At 65.1% G+C, this 1,011-nt stretch carries 3 pseudogenes; 2 read left to right on the top strand and 1 reads right to left on the bottom strand.

Annotated elements, in window-relative coordinates:
- Nucleotides 1-537: pseudogene (locus ABT116_RS50525) on the bottom strand (hypothetical protein); the annotation flags it as partial.
- 61 nt (nt 538-598) lie between these two features.
- On the opposite strand from ABT116_RS50525, the pseudogene ABT116_RS50520 reads away from it, so the two are divergent.
- A pseudogene (locus ABT116_RS50520) lies at nt 599-748 on the top strand (magnesium transporter); the annotation flags it as partial.
- Nucleotides 745-1,011 (top strand): annotated as a pseudogene (locus ABT116_RS50515) (hypothetical protein); the annotation flags it as partial. The pseudogenes ABT116_RS50520 and ABT116_RS50515, both read left to right, overlap by 4 nt.

Genomic DNA, 1,011 nt, shown 5'->3' with positions numbered 1-1,011 from the left:
GTCCGGGTAGTACATGTACTTCGCGAAGGTTTTCTCGTTGACCTTCGACGGATCGCCACCGGCAGCATGGAAGACGAATACCGGTACGGCCGTGGAGCCTTCGGGACGAGCACGCAGCGTACGAACGAGTCCGTCGATCTTGCCGTCGTCCTCGAGGTACTGGCGAACGACGTCCGCGAGTTCTTCGATGGTGGTGGAGTCGAGCACGTCGTCGAGCGTGATCTCGCCGCCCGCACGCTCGGAAAGCCGAGCTGCCAGCTTCTCGGCGACCTCGTCACCGACGATCGGCAGATCGTTGAAGATGCCCTTGGCCGACTTCCCGGTGACGACGGCCCACGTCGCAAACGTCAAGCGCTCGGCCGCATCTCGCGGCGGAACGTCGGAGCCGGCGTCGTCGGCAGTTCCGGCACGGGAGGGATCGGCAGGCGCGGCAGCAACCGGAGCAGTCGCCGGCAGTTCCACCGACACCTCGGCGGGAGCAGCGTCCTCGTCAGCAGCATCGGCCGCCAGCTTCTCCGCGGCCTGCTTGTCGGCCATCGCCTGAACCTCTTCGCGATTGTCGATCGCGTAGCGCAGGTACTTGTTGACCTCGTTCCGATATTTCGCTACCTACAACTTGGTGTGCGGGCCGGTCGTGGACGACGAGAATCACCTGATCGGGGCCGTGACGGTCGACGACGTGCTCGATCACCTCCTGCCGGAAGACTGGCGCGAGGATTACTCCGACGACGAGGAACTACTCCGATGAGCGAACGGGCGTCGAGCACGACCGCACGGCAACGACTGGAAACGCCTCGCGGAAGCCGCCGGTTCAATCTCGATTTCGACGTCGAAGCTGTCGGACGCGTCAGTGAACGCATCGCCCGCTTCCTCGGTACCGGGCGTTATCTCGCGATCCAGACGATCATCGTGATCGTCTCCCGCGCAAGCGTACGCAACGCACGGGCCCCCACCCAACGGCCCGCCCAGCGCTGCGCCCCGAATGCGCCACCGGTTCGGCCGAACCCCGAC

This window comes from Streptomyces sp. NPDC002130, assembly GCF_040296465.1.
Classification (GTDB): Bacteria; Actinomycetota; Actinomycetes; order Streptomycetales; family Streptomycetaceae; genus Streptomyces.
This window is presented reverse-complemented; position numbering and strand designations above follow the sequence as displayed.